Genomic DNA, 15,813 nt, shown 5'->3' with positions numbered 1-15,813 from the left:
CTGAAAAAAGTCAGCTTATCCGGTTACAACTGTCAGCCATTCAGTTCTCGGCCATTGCGTTCATCTTCCTTCCTAAGCTGAGAACGTAAGCAATGAAGATTGTGTTGTCCTTCATCTTATTACTTATTGCGGTTTTTGTTGTCCCGCCTGCGGTGAATCCAGTGAGTTAATGCCCGAGCCTGTTGGCCATGAACGCCTCTGTCCCGGGTTTGCCGGATTCATGTCGACTGGTTGTAAACAAGGATGTCATATGAAGCACAAACATCAAAGGAATGGTTCTGCCCGCAGAGAAAGCATTGGACATAACCTGAAGAAGGCCCTGCTGCTCTCAACCCTGATCTGCTCTCCCGCACTTTATGCCGAGTCTTACAGCGCTCCTCCCGAGAATTATGCATCACCTGTGTCCGGTTATGCCGACGATGAACCGGCTGGAGATGAATACTACCGGTATGAAGATTACCCGCAAGAGCGCTATAACCACAGCGTGTGGTGGATCGCCGGTATTGGCGCTGCCAGTGCTGCCGGGCTGGCCAGCAGCAGTATTGATGACGACAAGAAACAGCACTTCGGCATCTCCATGGCTTTGGGGGCTGTCAGTGAGTTTGGCCTGCGACAGCTGGATATCGCCACCGGGCATCGCTGGGGACGGATTGCCCTGGCCACCGGGATCGGAGTGGTGCCGGGTGTTCTCAAGGAACTCGCTGATGACCGGAAAGACAACAATAAATTCGATAAAAACGACCTGCTGGCCGATGCGCTGGGCAGCTTTGCCGGAGCTATACTCTCCGATCTGATACAGGGGCCGGCAGATACCGGGCCGCGTTATGGTGTGGTGGTTAGCGTAGATGAAATCGGGTTGGCCGTGAATTATCCGTTTTGAGTCAGCGGTCGGAATGAGCGGAGCTGATTGCTGCGTAATGTAGCAACCATAAACCTTAAAAGGCACTACTACAGAAAAGTGCCAATACCCACATCCCCTCGTTCCCATGCTATGCGTGGGAATGAGTCCAGCTGAGTTCTTGCGTAAGCATAAAACCCTTTGTGCCAATTCGTGTTTTTCATACCCGTCGGATAAGTGCTTGATATACGAGTTTGACAGTGTTCCGAAGCAGTGATTATTTTTGATGTATATTTTCAGAATGTGTGACAAGGCGTAAATGTGAAACTAAAACGTGCCTGCAAAGAACAATTCTATCCAACACCTGAGCAAGAAAAACTTGCCAGGGTAACGTAAAAAGGTGTCCGGAAACGTCTCGCTATAACAGGAGCTCATGCTGACACAAGTCTATTCCCGGCCAGGCTCGCGGGGATCAAAGCCAGAATCATCAGAATCACTGTCGCTGAAATCGGAAAGATCCGTTATTGAGTCTCCCTCTGATTTCTCAGGATCGATTAATGAAGCGTTCATACTGGCTGCCACGCTGGCCCTGGCATTGAGAAAATTGTTGTTTTTTGGACGGGCTTTCCAGAGTGGATTTTGCTGGACTGCATAACCTCGATTCATCAGCTCACCAAGAACAGCGTGAAACTGCTCTTCATTGAAAATCATGCAGATCCCTTCTGCCATATTTAATGAGGCTGGCAGAAAAGCGGTAATGGGGTAATTTGCCTGCTCATCAGTGGCCAGGCTATGAACATCAACATTGTGATGAATAACCCGGTGTTTCCTGCCTAATGCCCGTTCGTAATAGCTAACCATATCCCGGGTTCGGTTTGACACATTCCCCATATCCGGATCCTCCCTGAAGAGGGTCTGCCCGGATTCATCTTTTACCGAATAAAAATCGTTCAGCAGTTTTTTTTCCAACAGGTCATAGCCTGCCAGTCTCTCCTGCAACACCGCTTTGGATATTGCCCCGGCAGCAAAGGATTTCTGCGTTCTCGACCGGTACTTGTCTACCTGCCGGATAACAACCTGGTCTGATACCAACGGTATGGGTAATCGGTCCAAACGCCCCAGATCCAGGCTCTCCTGGGGAAAAACCTCCATCAGCGGATCAATATCTGCGGTCATTGGCTGCGCTGCCTTGCCCGGCCCGGTTGCTGGCTGCGCAATCACCATGACAGGAGCCGGAGATACTTGATCAGCGTCGTAGACAGCCCATTGGCCATCGGGTTCCCTTATCAACAACTGGGTATGTTCAGGCCCGTCACTGCGATGGCAGGCCCGTGTCTTGAAATAGAGACACCGGGCACCGTGTTCATTGACCTGTTCATTGCGTTGATACAGATAGCCATTGCGCTCAAGCTCCTCAACGCGGGCCTGGCTGATTCTTAATGGCACAGACTGGGCGTATTGGTTGCCGTTGCGATCCACCTCTTTCAGGCACTTTTCTGCCAGCTTGCTGTATTTCTCTATTTTACTGTTATTGTCCAGGGCCAGTTTGCTGTACTGCTGAAGTACTGGAATGGTGCCCGCCTGGGCACCCCAGTTACTGCTTTTTCCCTTGATCCTGAAATGCTTGGTGGGCCACCCTTCATCAATCAGGGTGCGACAGACCGGTTCCACAGGTCGGGTAAACAGTGCGGCGCCGCGGTTATTGGCAGCCTCTTTCAGCCTGCTCAGAAGATCATGGGGAATCCCCTGGAGGGAGTGTGCTGCAACCCGTTGCAGGCCGGTAATCACTTTGTCCCGGGAGGTAGGTTGCTGCACAGGGTCAGCCAGAGTGATCAGTGAATCACTGAGGCTTTTTGGTGAATTTATCCGACTCGCTGGCCTGTCACCCTTGCCAATATAAGTATCACTGGTCCCGGTGATCGGAGATACCTGCCGGGTATTGGCAAAAACACCCTGGCTGTTACCCTTGACCGGGCTGCGTTTGTTCTCTTGAGCTGGATATTGAGTTGATGTATCTGTGCTAATTTTTCTGGCCATGGTAAACAGCCTTCCCCAGTTCATCCCTTTGCGAGCGAAACCATCAATGCTTTGCATCGGCAATCCCTGCTCCCGTTAGAGGGTCGGTTATCCACAGATTCCTATTGTTAATTTAATCGATGTGACCTGAGTGTTTATACCCAGTGAAGTCTGGTGAATATAGGGGTCTTTAAAGCTTGCGTCACAAAGGCCAGATAGATAGCATGGCTGCCATTTTAATTGTCGCATTTCAGGCATAACAGATTTAGAAATTGTGTACAAAAATGTGCACATACTTCTTAAAAATTCAGATTGAGAGGTTTAGTGATCCTTGGAAATTCATAAGTTAAGAAATGTTGCCATTATTGCCCACGTAGACCACGGCAAGACCACGCTGGTGGATAAACTGCTGCAGCAGTCAGGTACCCTTGGCCGCAAGGATCAGGGCGCTGAGCGGATCATGGACTCCAATGACCAGGAAAAAGAGCGCGGCATTACCATCCTGGCCAAGAATACGGCGATTGAGTGGCAGGATTTCCATATCAATATCGTGGATACCCCAGGGCATGCTGACTTCGGTGGTGAAGTTGAACGTGTACTCTCCATGGTTGACTCGGTTCTGCTGCTGGTGGATGCCGTTGATGGTCCGATGCCCCAGACTCGCTTTGTTACCCAGAAGGCCTTCGAACAGGGCTTGAGCCCGATTGTGGTGATCAACAAGGTTGATCGTCCGGGTGCTCGTCCTGACTGGGTTATGGATCAGGTGTTTGATCTGTTTGATCGTCTCGGTGCAACGGATGAGCAGCTGGACTTCCCGGTTATTTACGCCTCCGCGCTGAACGGTGTTGCCGGCCATGATCCGGAACATCTGGCCGATGACATGACGCCGTTGTTTGAGATGATTACCGAGCGTGTGCCTTCACCGCCGGTCAATGTTGACGGTCCTTTCCAGATGCAGATCAGTGCTCTGGATTACAACAGCTATGTCGGTGTTATTGGTATCGGCCGTATCACCCGTGGTGTGCTTAAGCCTGGCCAGCAGATTGTGCTGGTGGATCGCGACAACAAACAGCGTAAGGCGAAAGTGCAGCAGGTGATGGGGCATCTGGGCCTTGAGCGTGTTGAAGTGGCCGAAGCCCGTGCCGGTGATATCGTCTGCATTACCGGTATTGATAAACTGAACATTTCTGACACGATCTGCGATCCGGAATGTCCTGAAATGCTGCCTCCGTTGACCGTCGATGAGCCAACAGTGAGCATGACCTTCCAGGTGAATGACTCGCCGTTTGCGGGTCAGGATGGCAAATTTGTTACCTCCCGTAATATCCGTGAGCGTCTTGATCGCGAACTGATCTCCAACGTAGCGCTGCGTGTTGAGCAGGGCGATGATGCGGATAAGTTCAAGGTGTCCGGTCGTGGTGAACTGCACCTGTCCGTTCTGATTGAAACCATGCGTCGTGAAGGGTTTGAGCTGGCGGTTTCTCGTCCACAGGTGGTGGTCAAGGAAATCGACGGCGTTAAACAGGAGCCCTTTGAGCACGTGGTGGTGGACATTGAAGAACAGCACCAGGGACCGGTTATGGAAGAGCTTGGCCAGCGCCGTGCTGAACTGAAGGATATGGTGCCGGATGGCAAAGGCCGTGTGCGTCTTGATTTCATTATGCCTGCCCGTGGTCTGATCGGTTTCCGTTCCCAGTTCCTGACCCTGACGTCAGGCAGCGGTATCCTGACCTCCATCTTCGATCACTATGGCGAAGTCAAGGGTGGGGAAGTTGGCCAGCGCAATAACGGTGTTCTCATCTCCATGGTGAATGGTAAGGTTCTGGCTTATGCCCTGTTCAGTTTGCAGGAGCGTGGCCGCCTGTTCATTAACCCTAACGTTGACGTCTATGAAGGCCAGATTATCGGCCTGCACAGTCGCGATAATGATTTGACGGTAAACCCGACCAAAGCCAAGCAGCTGACTAACGTTCGAGCCGCAGGCACCGATGAGAATATCATCCTGACGCCCCCGGTTCGTCACTCTCTGGAGCAGGCCCTGGAGTTTATTGATGATGATGAGCTGGTTGAGGTGACGCCTAACCATATCCGTATTCGCAAAAAGTTCCTGAAGGAGCATGAGCGCAAGCGTGCAAGTCGCTCGAAGTAATACTGGCGAATAATTGAAATATTGTCGTTGCAGGACCCCGCCTGATTGCTGAGCGGGGTTTTTTATGCCCCTAGCCAGGGATTGCCGGGGTATGGGGCCATGGTCGCTACCAGGGTAATAATCACCGAAATTACAAGGCATGCTGCAATCGTATAACCCGGCGATGCAATCCAGCCTTCCAGCCAGTGCGGGTCACGTTTCCCCACCGATAAAAAGTGTCGGTTCTTTTCATGTCTGACCCGGTCGCCTTTGTCAGCCTGATAGCGCTGCCGCATTTTTGCAATGTCGGAATTTGTCAGAGGTGATACCGGGGGCCTGTTGGTTTTCTGGCTCATTCGGTGAGAGACCAGAAAACCGTTTTCCAATGGTGAGGTGAGTAATATGACCGGGATGATTTGTGGGTTGTCGTAGAGTTTAAGAAGGGTTGAGAACGAGTATTCACTATTGTCCAGAATCACCGCTGGCGAGGAGGTCAGATCGGTGCTGACAGGCCCGGGACCCAGTATTCTGGAAGTGAGTATCCGGTTGTGGCTGATATCAATATCAACAATATACAGATTCAACGATAGGGCTATGCACTGCAAAACAGCTCGCCGTTTTTCCCTGACGCCCTTGAAATGGTCCAGGGTTAAGATTTCAGGGCAATGTTGAGTATTGTTTATGACGGTTCTGGTTAACGCTTCAAACAACGCCGAGTAAAGCTGATCATCATTGGCAAGACGTTTTTCCAACTCTGTGTAATGGTTCAACCAGCCAGCCAGACCCTGTTTATCCTGCTCAAGGATGAAGGTGTCAAAGACGGTTTCCTCTTTTTTATTTAAATTCAGTACCGGCTTGAGCAGTTGATTCAGCTCATTCACCTCCATTGTGCCCGCCGAAATAAAAAGTTGTGAAAGGTAGCGATAAAACTGTTCAGGTCGGGTTGTATGCAGGGCCTGTAAAGTCTCTCGGGTGTATTGCCCGCGATCATTCTGTTGGGTTTTATCAGGATTGGTTATGTAAATTTTTAAGCCTGCCTTATCCACCCACTGCTGAACCATTATTTGATCGTCATCAGAGAAGTATTGGTAAGCTCCCGCCGGTATTGTCATAAGGCCAATCAAAAAGACCAGTACTGTTTTAATTTCTCTGCCTGACAGGTATTTCATATGCTTCGGACTATCGCTGTTTTTATTACCATCTTCATAAAGGTCAGCCTTACAGGTCTCAGACAGGCTGTCGGCAAATTAGTTCAAGTTATGTTTATGAGAGTGACGAAGCGCCCTTTGCTGCAATAACCGTTTAAGGTTAAGGTAAAGCATTATTCTGGTGTTTTCCTGAAAGGATTTTCCATGCGCACCCTGTATCCTGCCATCAAGCCCTACGCTACCCGGCACCTGCAAGTTGATGATATTCATGAGGTATACATTGAAGAGTGTGGCTCTCAGGATGGGATACCGGTTCTATTTGTCCATGGAGGGCCAGGGGCCGGCTGTACAGAGCGGGATCGCCGTTTTTTTGATCCGGAAAAGTACCGGATTATCCTTTTTGATCAGAGGGGATGTGGACGCTCCAGGCCCCATGCTGAGCTGAAGCAGAACAACACCACCGCTCTGATTGAAGATATGGAACTGATTCGCAAAAGCCTTGAGGTTGAGCAGTGGCTGGTGTTTGGTGGCTCCTGGGGCTCAACCCTCTCGTTGCTTTATGCCCAGGCCCATCCGATGCGCGTGTCAGGACTGGTGGTCCGGGGGGTTTTTCTTTCCCGGCAGCAGGACCTTGACTGGCTTTACAAAGAGGGAGCCAGCCGAGTATTTCCGGATCACTGGGCGCACTTCCTTGAGCTGATACCCGAGGGTGAGAGAGGCGATCTTCTGGAAGCGTATTATCAGCGGCTGTTTGGCGAGGATGAGCTGGCCAGAATGAATGCTGCCAAGCACTGGTCTTTGTGGGAGGGGAATGCGGCAACCCTGCGACCCAACCATGAACTGGTGGATCACTTTGCCGACCCGCACCTGGCCTTATCCCTTTCGCGGATAGAGTGTCATTTCTTTAAACATAATTCCTTTATTAACCCGAATCAGATTATCGAGAAGATGAATCTGATATCCGCCATTCCCGGCGTGATCGTCCATGGGCGCTATGACATGATCTGTCCGCTTGATAATGCACAGGCCCTTGCGGATCACTGGCCGCAAGCAGATTTACAGATTATCCGGGATGCTGGTCATGCCTCCTGTGAGCCGGGCATTGTGGATGCGCTGGTCAGGGCAACGGATGATTTTGCCCGAAGACTGGCTCCATAGAAGACTGGCTTCGTTTATTGGAAAAACTCGAGATGTATCGATGAAAGGTTTGATTCAGCGGGTCAGGCATGCCAGCGTGGTGGTGGATGGGGAAACGGTTGGAGAAATTGGTTCCGGAATTCTGCTATTGCTGGGTATTGAAAAAGGGGATGACCCGGTTCTGGCGGACAAACTGCTGGAAAAAGTGCTGAAATATCGGATTTTCAGTGATGACCAGGGCAAGATGAACCTTGGTTTGAAAGATGTGGGTGGCGGTTTGCTTATTGTTTCCCAGTTCACCCTGGTTGCGGATACCTGTAAAGGGTTACGACCCAGCTTCAGTTCCGGAGCATCTCCTGAGCAGGGGGAGCAGCTTTACAACTACTTTGTTGAACGTGCTAACAATATGCACCCGAATGTTGCTACAGGCCGTTTTGGTGCCGATATGAAGGTTTCACTGCTCAATGATGGTCCTGTTACGTTTCTTCTGGAGTCTTAGGTCAAATTTCAGAATTCAGGGAAACAAAACGAATCTTCATGCCTGTTTAACAGAGGCATGAAGATTCAGTCCACAAGCTAATTATTAATGTTACAGGGCCGTTTCCATCACTCCGGAACCATCGGTTTTAGCTGTTTTGTAAGTAGTCATTTCAAACTGGTCACACTTGCCAGAAGAAGGTATTGGCAGTCTTGGCAAGCTGTCAGCTTCCTGTTTATCAACGATGCTGTAGGTTGACAGGTCAACGGGGACTTTGTAAGAACACTTCATGAAGCCATCTTCCGTTTCATTCACCTTCAACAGTTTTTCGTCGAATTGAATTCTGCGAAGTTCAGCTTGATAGTTCCGATTGTGAAAGTGCTTGTGAACTGCACCTGCAATTTTGCCAGGTCCCGGGCATACAGCGACAATACTGGAACCTGCCAGTTGGCCAGCAGGATAAAAATATTGTCCAAACGCGGCATTTAATGACTGTCGGTAAAAGAACCGGGCAAATAAGCCGGTTGTAGTATGATTAACTACGGTCTTCACAGCCCAGGGGCCAAATTGAGCTCCGACGCCTCCGCCAAAATATCCGGCGGCCATCACTGCAGCAGGTCGAGCCAAAGGAGCCAGTTTGCTGGTAAACGACCTTGCAGCTTGAGCTAATCCGTTGAATATGGCAGAACCACTCATGGTTAATCTCCTTAGATATCTCTCTGCACTACTGTTCTAGACTACGAGATTCTGGAAAAGTTCCGCCAATGTTGACTTGTGGGGCAAAATAATTGTGGGTGACGTGGGAGGGAGCCTGACACTTGATCGCTTCGAAGGGTGCCAGGCGGGTATCAGGCTATTACATCTGCTCGACGGTTTCAATGCCCAGCAGGCCGAGGCCCAGCTTCAGGGTTCTGGCGGTGAGCGCGCAGATCTGCAGGCGGCTGTTGCGCCGGGCTTCAGAAACACCTTCCTTGTTAACCGGGCAGGCTTCATAGAACTTCATAAAGGCGCCGGAGATGTCGTACAGGTAGGCGCACAATTGATGTGGCAGTCCTTCTCTGGCAACGGATTCTATAGTTTCACTGAAGCGGCACAGCTGCAGGGCCAGCTCCCGTTCAGCATCGTTCTCGATCAGGATGTCCCCGGTGAGGTCAGACTCGCTGATGCCAGCCTTGCGGAAGATGCTCATGATCCGGGTGTAGGCATAGAGCAGATACGGTGCTGTGTTGCCCTCAAACGCCAGCATGTTGTCCCAGTCGAAGACGTAGTCACTGGTGCGGTTCTTGGACAGGTCAGCGTATTTCACCGAGCCAATGGCCACTGAGCGGATCACATTCACCTTCTGCTCTTCAGACAGGTCACCGGATTTGCTGGCAATCAGGGCGGCTGCCCGTTCTTCCGCTTCATCCAGAAGGTCTGCCAGTTTTATGGTGGTGCCGGCGCGGGTCTTGAACGGTTTGCCATCTTTGCCCAGCATCATGCCAAAGGCGTGATGCTCAAGCGACACATGCTCAGAAGCAAAACCTGCCTTGCGGGCAATGGTGAATACCTGGTCGAAATGCTGTCCCTGGCGGGCATCCACGTAATAGAGAACGCGATCAGCGTTCAGGGTATGGCAGCGGTGACGAATAGCCGCCAGGTCGGTGGTGGTGTAGAGAAAACCACCACCGGACTTCTCGACAATGACGCCCATGGGGTCACCATCCTTGTTTTTGAACTCATCCAGAAAGACAACCTTTGCACCGTCGTCTTCGCTCAACAGTCCTTTTTCATCCAGCAGCTGGATGATGACAGGGAGGCTGTCGTTGTATGCGCTTTCCCCCATCACGTCATCAGCGGTCAGTGAGACATTCAGACGGTCGTAGGTATCCTGGTTGTGTGACAGGGTGACATCCACCAGCTTTTTCCACAGTTTCAGGCAGTACTCGTCACCGGCCTGGAGGCGGACTACATAGCTTCTGGCGCGGGTTGCGAAGTCAGGGTTGTCATCAAAATGCTTCTTGGCTTCGCGATAGAACGTTTCCAGGTCAGAAAGCTCCATGCTCATGGCTTCCTGGCTCTCTTTCTCAAGCTCTTCCAGGTGGGCGATCAACATGCCGAATTGAGTACCCCAGTCACCCAGGTGGTTTTGGCGGATCACCTTGTGTCCAAGAAACTCAAGGGTTCTTGCGGTTGAGTCGCCAATAATGGTGGAGCGCAGGTGGCCAACGTGCATCTCTTTGGCGACGTTCGGTGCTGAGTAATCAACGACAACGGTTTGTTTGTTGCCGGTTTGTGCAACACCAGCCCGGGGATCGTTAACGGCAGACTGAAGACTGCTGGCCAGCCATTGGGGGGCGAGGTAAATATTAATAAAACCGGGGCCGGCAATCTCAACCTTGCTGGCAATGCCGTCAAGGTCAAGATTGTCGATCACTTTTTGCGCCAGTTCCCTTGGGTTCATGCCCATTTTCTTGGCAGCAGCCATTACGGCGTTGCACTGGTAATCACCAAAGTTCGCCCGTGTGCCGGGACGAACCATGGCCGGGGTATCCTCTGGAGCACCCGCAGCAATAAGCGCTTTGATGACCTTGTCTTCAAGCAGCTTGAGAATATTCATGCATGAGTCCTTGGTTGAAACTCGCTGGTATTTAAATGGCGGGAATGCTATCGAAAAAGGCCATTTGTCTCAAGAGAAGCGCGTATTCTAATAGCAGTGCTTGAACTTATATCCGTAAGGCTGGAGATAGTGGTATCTTTATCGGGTTGTGTTCATAAAGAGCCTGATTGATGACAGAGCTGACGTAACACAGAGCTGATAAAACACAGAGCTGATAAAACACAGAGCTGAAAAACAAAAGTTGAGAGATATGACGTCCAGACCAAGCAATAGCAGGCGGGGAGCCAGTAAATCGAAAACCGCCGGTAAATCAGCCGGGTTGTCCCTGCCAAACTGGGCCTGGCTACTGGCAGGTCTGTTTATTGGTGTGTTTGTTGCCTTTCTGGCAGGGTTGACGCCTTCTGCCAAAGATGTACGAACTGTAGCTGAGCAGGTCAACTCATCGTCCAGTGACAACAGGAAAGACGACCGTAATAAAGATAATCAGCCAGTGTTTGATTTTTATACCCTGCTGCCCGAGTCTGAAGTGACGGTATCTATTGTCGATCCGGAGCCGGTAAGGGAACCGGCAACGGTTCCTGCTAACACACAGAGTAGTAAGCCGGATCAGAAACCGGCAGCAACAGTGACCGCCAAACCCGGAAAATATCTTCTGCAGGCCGGTTCCTTCCGTAGCCCCAAGGATGCAGAGCGACTCAGGGTTCGATTGCTGCTGGAAGGTTTGATGCCCAAAGTCGAGAAGGTCATTGTTGGCGGAGGGGAAACCTGGCACCGGGTTCAGCTTGGGCCATTCACCGACCGTGTCTCACTCCAGAATGCCCAGAAAGTGTTGGCCAGCCAGAATATTGATAGCCTTCTCTTACAGCTCAAATAGAAAAAAGCGTAATTCCCGGCGGGATTCTCTCCCGCCCCTCTTGATAATTCATTCACCCTCCCCAATATAAGGCCCTGTTATCTGTTTTCTATATTAAGGAGCGAGCCTTGGAACAGTATCGTGGCACAACTATCCTGTCGGTACGTCGTGGCGGCAGTGTCGTGATCGGTGGTGATGGCCAGGTTTCGCTGGGTGATGCCGTAATCAAGGGCAACGCCCATAAAGTACGCCGTCTCTACCAGGGTAAAGTGATTGCCGGGTTTGCCGGTGGTACCGCTGATGCCTTTACCCTGTTTGAGCGTTTTGAAGCCCAGCTGGAAAAACACCAGGGACGACTGACCAAATCAGCGGTTGAACTGGCCAAAGAGTGGCGAACCGAGCGGGCCCTGCAACGGCTGGAAGCCATGCTGATTGTTGCTGATGCCACTGCCTCCCTGATTATCACCGGTAACGGCGATGTGATGGAGACGGAAGATGGCATCCTGGCCATCGGTTCCGGTGGTTTTTATGCCCAGGCAGCTGCCAAGGCACTGTTTCACAACACGGAAATGGGTGCCCGGGATATCGTTGAAAAGAGTCTGGGTATCGCCGCAGATATCTGTGTCTACACCAACTCAAACCAAGTCATCGAAGAGCTTCCTGCAGCTTGAAACAATAGCGATCTAACGAGTTTCTGATATGTCAGATATGACACCCCGTGAAATTGTCCATGAGCTGGACAAACATATTATTGGCCAGGACGAGGCCAAGCGCGCCGTTGCCATCGCCCTTCGTAACCGCTGGCGCAGAATGCAGTTGAATGAAGATCTGCGTAACGAGATCAGCCCGAAAAATATTTTGATGATCGGTCCCACCGGCGTTGGTAAAACCGAGATTGCCCGCCGTCTGGCCAAGCTTGCCAATGCACCGTTTATCAAGGTGGAAGCTACCAAGTTTACCGAAGTGGGTTATGTAGGCCGCGATGTCGAGTCCATTGTCCGTGACCTGATGGATGCCGCCATCAAAATGCTCCGTGAGATGGAAATGGAGCGGGTTCGTCACCGGGCGCTGGATGCCGCTGAAGAGCGCATTCTGGATGCCCTTTTGCCGCCTCCCCGTTCTTTTGGAGAAGAGTCCCAGCCCCAGGACAACTCAACCCGTCAGGTATTCCGCAAAAAACTCCGTGAAGGTGACCTGGACGATAAAGAAATTGAGATTGATGTTCGTGAAGCGGCCATGGGTGTTGAAATCATGGCGCCTCCTGGCATGGAAGAGATGACCAGCCAGCTGCAGAACATGTTCTCTAACCTGAACACCGGCAAATCGAAAAAGCGGAAGCTGAAAGTCAAGGATGCCATGCGTCTGGCTCAGGAAGAGGAAGCAGCCAAGCTGGTCAATGAGGACGAACTCAAGACCCGGGCGGTTGAGGCTGTTGAACAGAACGGTATCGTCTTTATTGACGAAATTGACAAAGTTGCCAAACGTTCAGGCGCTTCCAATGCCGATGTCTCCCGCGAAGGCGTTCAGCGTGACCTGCTGCCATTAATTGAAGGATGTACCGTCTCTACCAAGTACGGCATGGTGAAGACCGATCACATTCTGTTTATTGCCTCCGGTGCGTTCCACCTGGCCAAGCCTTCCGATCTGATTCCGGAACTGCAGGGACGTCTGCCCATCCGTGTTGAACTGAAAGCGCTCTCTTCTGAAGACTTTATGCGTATTCTGACCGAGCCGGATGCTTCCCTGACGGAACAGTACCAGGCATTGATGGCCACCGAGTCACTCAATATCGAGTTTGCCGAGGATGCCATTCGCCGCCTGGCCGAGGTTTCCTGGCAGGTGAATGAGCGTACCGAGAATATCGGTGCCCGCCGTCTCCATACGGTGATGGAGCGTCTGCTGGAAGAGGTTTCCTTTGGAGCGGCAGATCTGGCCTCTGCCCAGGATGGCGCGCCACTGAAGATTGACGCGGCTTATGTTGATAAACACCTGGGTGAACTGGTTCAGGATGAAGACCTGAGTCGTTATATCCTCTGATGTTTGATAGGGAGTGGTCAGTGCCTTGCTGGTTACTCCTTTTCTGTCTCATACTCTTGCATAATGAGTGGAAACCCCGTCCGAAATGACTGCCCCAATTCCTTCTGCCATCAAACTGCATAAACGCTCCAAAACTTTAGAGATTCAGTTTGGTCATGACACGTTCCAGCTGGAAGCGGAATTTCTCAGAGTATTAAGCCCTTCTGCCGAGGTTCGTGGCCATGGCAACCCTGTTTTGCAGACCGGTAAGCTGAATGTTGCCATCACCGGCGTAGAAATGGTTGGCCAATATGCCATCAAGCTGATGTTTGATGATGGGCATAACAGTGGGATTTATGACTGGGGTTATCTCCATGAGTTGTGTCATCACAAAGAAGCGATGTGGGGCGAGTACCTGCAGGCATTAAGGGATGCGGGTGCCAGTCGTGATCCGGACGTTTCGGTGGTTCGTTTTTTTCAGTAAATTTTTAACAAGACGATTGTCATTAAAACCCATAAGACATACGTATGTGCTACAGAAGCGGAGGGATACGCAGATTTCCCGGGTCGGGTTTATTATTCTGTACCCAATCCATCAGACCACATGGGCTATTTACATCTGGTAATGCTGTGATCGTTTTCACCCACAAAATACCCACCTCTTTTGCAAATATCTCGCTTGCCCGAGCACGTGCAGAAATTTGATATTTGCCCTTTGGCTGAAGGGCTACCGAATTTATTCCACTGGAACCCAAACTATCGGATACAACGTCAGAATCAGGCTCATCACCATCGGGCACCTCAAAATCACGATAATCCCCGGTTCTCTGCTGCTCCAGTTCATACAGCAAACTTTCCGGCTGCTTCTTCAAATCAATCCCGAAGGGAATACCAAAACCAGCTTCTGCTGATGCAGCTTCTTGAGCACTCGCACCCGGAGTAAAACCAATATCTTCCAGATTGCCATGGTTATCCACTCCTGAACCATAAGCAAAACTGACGGTATCCTCTCTAGCCAGATTTTCATGTAAAGCCCGGTGCGCCTCATAAAACCTATTCCCCTGCTTTAAACCCTCAGGCATCCGGAGATCCGCCCCCATAGGGCTATAATTTCTCCCATCGCGGCTGTTTCTGTATATTCTGTGATGAAAATCAGGCATAAGGCTTTCAAGTTCTAATTGAAAGCTGGCACCGTTAAAATCGCTCTTATCAGTAGCAAAAGCATATACCTGCAACAGTGTTATATCTTCAGGCCAGTTATAACTGTCATTATAAGCTTCTATCATTCTTGCCTGAAAATCGGAAGGCAGAGATTTAAGAGGAATAGTAGTCCAGGTTACAAGGCATTTTGTTTTCTCAGAAGAGGGCTTTATTCCTAAACTGGCGGTAGAAATAAACCCATCACTAAAAAATCTCAATTTCTTGCATCCCAACTCACTGGCAAATGACGCCAGGATATCTCCATGCACAAGGACAGGTCTGCTCTTCGGAGGCTCTGTCCTTAACTTTTCATGCACATTTTCAAGAGTGGATTGTTCGCTGAAAGATGGTTGCCTTTTTGAAACAGTGGTCTGTCTGGTATCTGTCTGGCTTTTAAATTTATCAGAAAAAACGCTTCTGAGTTTACCTGACTCCCTCATTAATTCATTTCGTGTCTCACCGGGGAGTATCTTCCTGATATTGTCATCAAATTGATCAAGCCTGGCAGAGAAATAATCAACGTCCTGTGATAATTTCAGAAACTGTAAACCCTCAAGATAACTTTTCAGTCGAGTTAAGGTATCGAAAGCATCAAGAACGGCAAACCAGTTATCAATACTGATTGTTAATGCTCCCTTTCGCACCTGGAGCACTGCCTTCTCAGACTCTACAGAGCTGAGCTTGTCAATCTGGTTTGCCAAAGCGTGAACTTCTCGCTTCACAGCCCTTACTGCACAGGAGTTCTCTATTCTTGGCTCCTTCTCCGCCAGCGACTGTTGCAGCCGGTCTATCTGTTGATGAAATTCCTTGACCAAAACCCTCTCATTCATGCTTGGCAGTTGTTTTGGCAGTTGTTTTGGCAGTTGTTGTTGAAGGCGCTTAAAATCAGCTTTAGCTTTACCATAGGACCCCTGTAGATTTACCGGCAGGTTAATGGCAAGTTGCGATATTTCCAGTTCAGCAGCACTCATTCCATGCTGAAAAGACTGACTTTGAAAATCGTTCTTCAGCCCTTGTTGCAAGTTAGCAAGCGCAGCTTTCAGGTTCGCCAACCTCATTTCAGCTCGAACCGCACGGTAATCAGGTGGTGGTGAAGGCACAATTGCTGGACCATACCACGCTGGAGGTAACAGTAATAATAGTGGTCTCCCCGCCTTCGCAAACACTGGGTTTTCAGCAGGAGGCAGGCCCGGCCCTGTTACACCAGGGTTTTCCTGGCCGGTGCTGCCACGGAAAGAGTCCGTTTGATTTATTTTCTGGTGATATTTATTCATCTCACCGACAAAGAAATCCATACTGACATAATGGGGTTCTCTCTTTTTCTCGCCCTCTTTTGCCGCTTTACGATTCAACAGATCACATAAATTTTGTGCCAGAGGCAATGTATGGGCTTCTCCTCC

Annotated in this window: 13 protein-coding genes; 8 read left to right on the top strand and 5 right to left on the bottom strand. The window is 50.4% G+C overall.

The window, feature by feature from the left end:
• The first annotated feature begins 250 nt into the window (after nucleotides 1-250).
• The gene (locus tag KDK13_RS04395) at nucleotides 251-880 is read left to right on the top strand and encodes a hypothetical protein (protein ID WP_257283714.1); all 630 of its coding nucleotides are present in this window, start codon (nucleotides 251-253) and stop codon (nucleotides 878-880) included.
• Between the two features lie 405 nt (nucleotides 881-1,285).
• Here KDK13_RS04395 and KDK13_RS04390 read toward each other — a convergent pair whose 3' ends face one another.
• Nucleotides 1,286-2,932, bottom strand: coding sequence for a CyaA/EF/ExoY family adenylyl cyclase toxin (locus KDK13_RS04390; protein ID WP_257283713.1), 1,647 nt, complete (start codon nucleotides 2,930-2,932; stop codon nucleotides 1,286-1,288).
• 253 nt (nucleotides 2,933-3,185) lie between these two features.
• Between KDK13_RS04390 and typA the strand changes: the two genes are divergently transcribed.
• Complete coding sequence (typA, locus tag KDK13_RS04385) at nucleotides 3,186-5,003, top strand: translational GTPase TypA (protein ID WP_257283712.1); 1,818 nt, start codon at nucleotides 3,186-3,188, stop codon at nucleotides 5,001-5,003.
• 62 nt (nucleotides 5,004-5,065) lie between these two features.
• Here typA and KDK13_RS04380 read toward each other — a convergent pair whose 3' ends face one another.
• Entirely contained in the window at nucleotides 5,066-6,151 is a 1,086-nt protein-coding gene (locus tag KDK13_RS04380) for a hypothetical protein (protein ID WP_257283711.1), read from the bottom strand.
• Nucleotides 6,152-6,334: 183 nt separating this feature from the next.
• On the opposite strand from KDK13_RS04380, the gene pip reads away from it, so the two are divergent.
• Together pip and dtd are read left to right on the top strand one after the other, a co-directional pair.
• On the top strand, nucleotides 6,335-7,288 hold the full coding sequence (gene pip, locus KDK13_RS04375) for a prolyl aminopeptidase (protein ID WP_257283710.1): 954 nt from the start codon (nucleotides 6,335-6,337) through the stop codon (nucleotides 7,286-7,288).
• Nucleotides 7,289-7,328: 40 nt separating this feature from the next.
• Nucleotides 7,329-7,766: a D-aminoacyl-tRNA deacylase gene (dtd, locus tag KDK13_RS04370; RefSeq protein ID WP_257283709.1), complete on the top strand. Its 438-nt coding sequence runs from the start codon at nucleotides 7,329-7,331 to the stop codon at nucleotides 7,764-7,766.
• A 90-nt stretch (nucleotides 7,767-7,856) separates the two neighbouring features.
• On the opposite strand, the gene KDK13_RS04365 is transcribed toward dtd, so the two are convergent.
• Nucleotides 7,857-8,441: a hypothetical protein gene (locus KDK13_RS04365; RefSeq protein ID WP_257283708.1), complete on the bottom strand. Its 585-nt coding sequence runs from the start codon at nucleotides 8,439-8,441 to the stop codon at nucleotides 7,857-7,859.
• A gap of 160 nt (nucleotides 8,442-8,601) precedes the next feature.
• A complete protein-coding gene (gene argS / locus KDK13_RS04360) occupies nucleotides 8,602-10,344 on the bottom strand; it encodes an arginine--tRNA ligase (RefSeq protein WP_257283707.1) in 1,743 nt (580 codons plus the stop codon).
• A 250-nt stretch (nucleotides 10,345-10,594) separates the two neighbouring features.
• Between argS and KDK13_RS04355 the strand changes: the two genes are divergently transcribed.
• From KDK13_RS04355 to KDK13_RS04340, 4 genes are all read left to right on the top strand, one after another.
• Nucleotides 10,595-11,218, top strand: coding sequence for an SPOR domain-containing protein (locus KDK13_RS04355; protein ID WP_257283706.1), 624 nt, complete (start codon nucleotides 10,595-10,597; stop codon nucleotides 11,216-11,218).
• A gap of 107 nt (nucleotides 11,219-11,325) precedes the next feature.
• Nucleotides 11,326-11,868 carry an ATP-dependent protease subunit HslV gene (gene hslV / locus KDK13_RS04350; RefSeq protein WP_066014130.1) on the top strand — a complete coding sequence of 181 codons (543 nt, stop codon included), beginning with the start codon at nucleotides 11,326-11,328 and terminating at the stop codon, nucleotides 11,866-11,868.
• Between the two features lie 28 nt (nucleotides 11,869-11,896).
• A complete protein-coding gene (gene hslU / locus KDK13_RS04345) occupies nucleotides 11,897-13,234 on the top strand; it encodes an HslU--HslV peptidase ATPase subunit (protein WP_257283705.1) in 1,338 nt (445 codons plus the stop codon).
• Between the two features lie 85 nt (nucleotides 13,235-13,319).
• Nucleotides 13,320-13,697, top strand: a complete 378-nt coding sequence (locus KDK13_RS04340; protein ID WP_257283704.1) for a DUF971 domain-containing protein — start codon at nucleotides 13,320-13,322, stop codon at nucleotides 13,695-13,697.
• A gap of 49 nt (nucleotides 13,698-13,746) precedes the next feature.
• On the opposite strand, the gene KDK13_RS04335 is transcribed toward KDK13_RS04340, so the two are convergent.
• Nucleotides 13,747-15,708, bottom strand: a complete 1,962-nt coding sequence (locus KDK13_RS04335) for a hypothetical protein (RefSeq protein ID WP_257283703.1) — start codon at nucleotides 15,706-15,708, stop codon at nucleotides 13,747-13,749.
• Between the last annotated feature and the right edge of the window lie 105 nt (nucleotides 15,709-15,813).

Source organism: Endozoicomonas sp. SESOKO1 (assembly GCF_024606265.1).
Lineage (GTDB): Bacteria > Pseudomonadota > Gammaproteobacteria > Pseudomonadales > Endozoicomonadaceae > Endozoicomonas.
This window is presented reverse-complemented; position numbering and strand designations above follow the sequence as displayed.